Consider the following 1010-nt stretch of genomic DNA (forward strand, 5'->3'; position numbering starts at 1 on the left):
ACAGTGTGCGGATTTGCCTACACACACGCCTTACTGCTTGGACGCGCACAACCAACGGCGCGCTTACCCTATCCTACTGCGTCCCCCCATTTCTCAAACGGTGAGGAGGTGGTACAGGAATATCAACCTGTTGTCCATCGCCTACGCCTATCGGCCTCGGCTTAGGTCCCGACTAACCCTGAGCGGACGAGCCTTCCTCAGGAAACCTTAGTCATACGGTGGACGGGATTCTCACCCGTCTTTCGCTACTCATACCGGCATTCTCACTTCTAAGCGCTCCACCAGTCCTTCCGGTCTGACTTCAACGCACTTAGAACGCTCTCCTACCACTGACATCATAGATGTCAATCCACAGCTTCGGTGAATCGTTTAGCCCCGATACATTTTCGGCGCAGCGTCACTCGACCAGTGAGCTATTACGCACTCTTTAAATGATGGCTGCTTCTAAGCCAACATCCTGGTTGTCTGTGCAACGCCACATCCTTTTCCACTTAACGATTACTTTGGGACCTTAGCTGGTGGTCTGGGCTGTTTCCCTTTTGACTACGGATCTTATCACTCGCAGTCTGACTCCCGTGTATAAATATCTGGCATTCGGAGTTTGTCTGAATTCGGTAAACCGGGATGGCCCCCTAGTCCAAACAGTGCTCTACCTCCAGTATTCTCATCACGAGGCTAGCCCTAAAGCTATTTCGGAGAGAACCAGCTATCTCCAGGTTCGATTGGAATTTCTCCGCTACCCACACCTCATCCCCGCACTTTTCAACGTGCGTGGGTTCGGGCCTCCAGTAAGTGTTACCTTACCTTCACCCTGGACATGGGTAGATCACCTGGTTTCGGGTCTACGACCACGTACTAATTCGCCCTATTCAGACTCGCTTTCGCTGCGGCTCCGTCTTCTAAAACTTAACCTCGCACGTAATCGTAACTCGCCGGTTCATTCTACAAAAGGCACGCTATCACCCATTAACGGGCTCTGACTATTTGTAGGCACACGGTTTCAGGATCTC

The 1010-nt window shown here is 51.7% G+C and carries 1 rRNA gene; it reads right to left on the reverse strand.

The window, feature by feature from the left end:
* A 23S ribosomal RNA gene (locus QRN21_RS17950) occupies positions 1 to 1010 on the reverse strand; the annotation flags it as partial.

The sequence above is a fragment of the Microbacterium sp. LMC-P-041 genome, assembly GCF_030209555.1.
GTDB lineage: Bacteria > Actinomycetota > Actinomycetes > Actinomycetales > Microbacteriaceae > Microbacterium.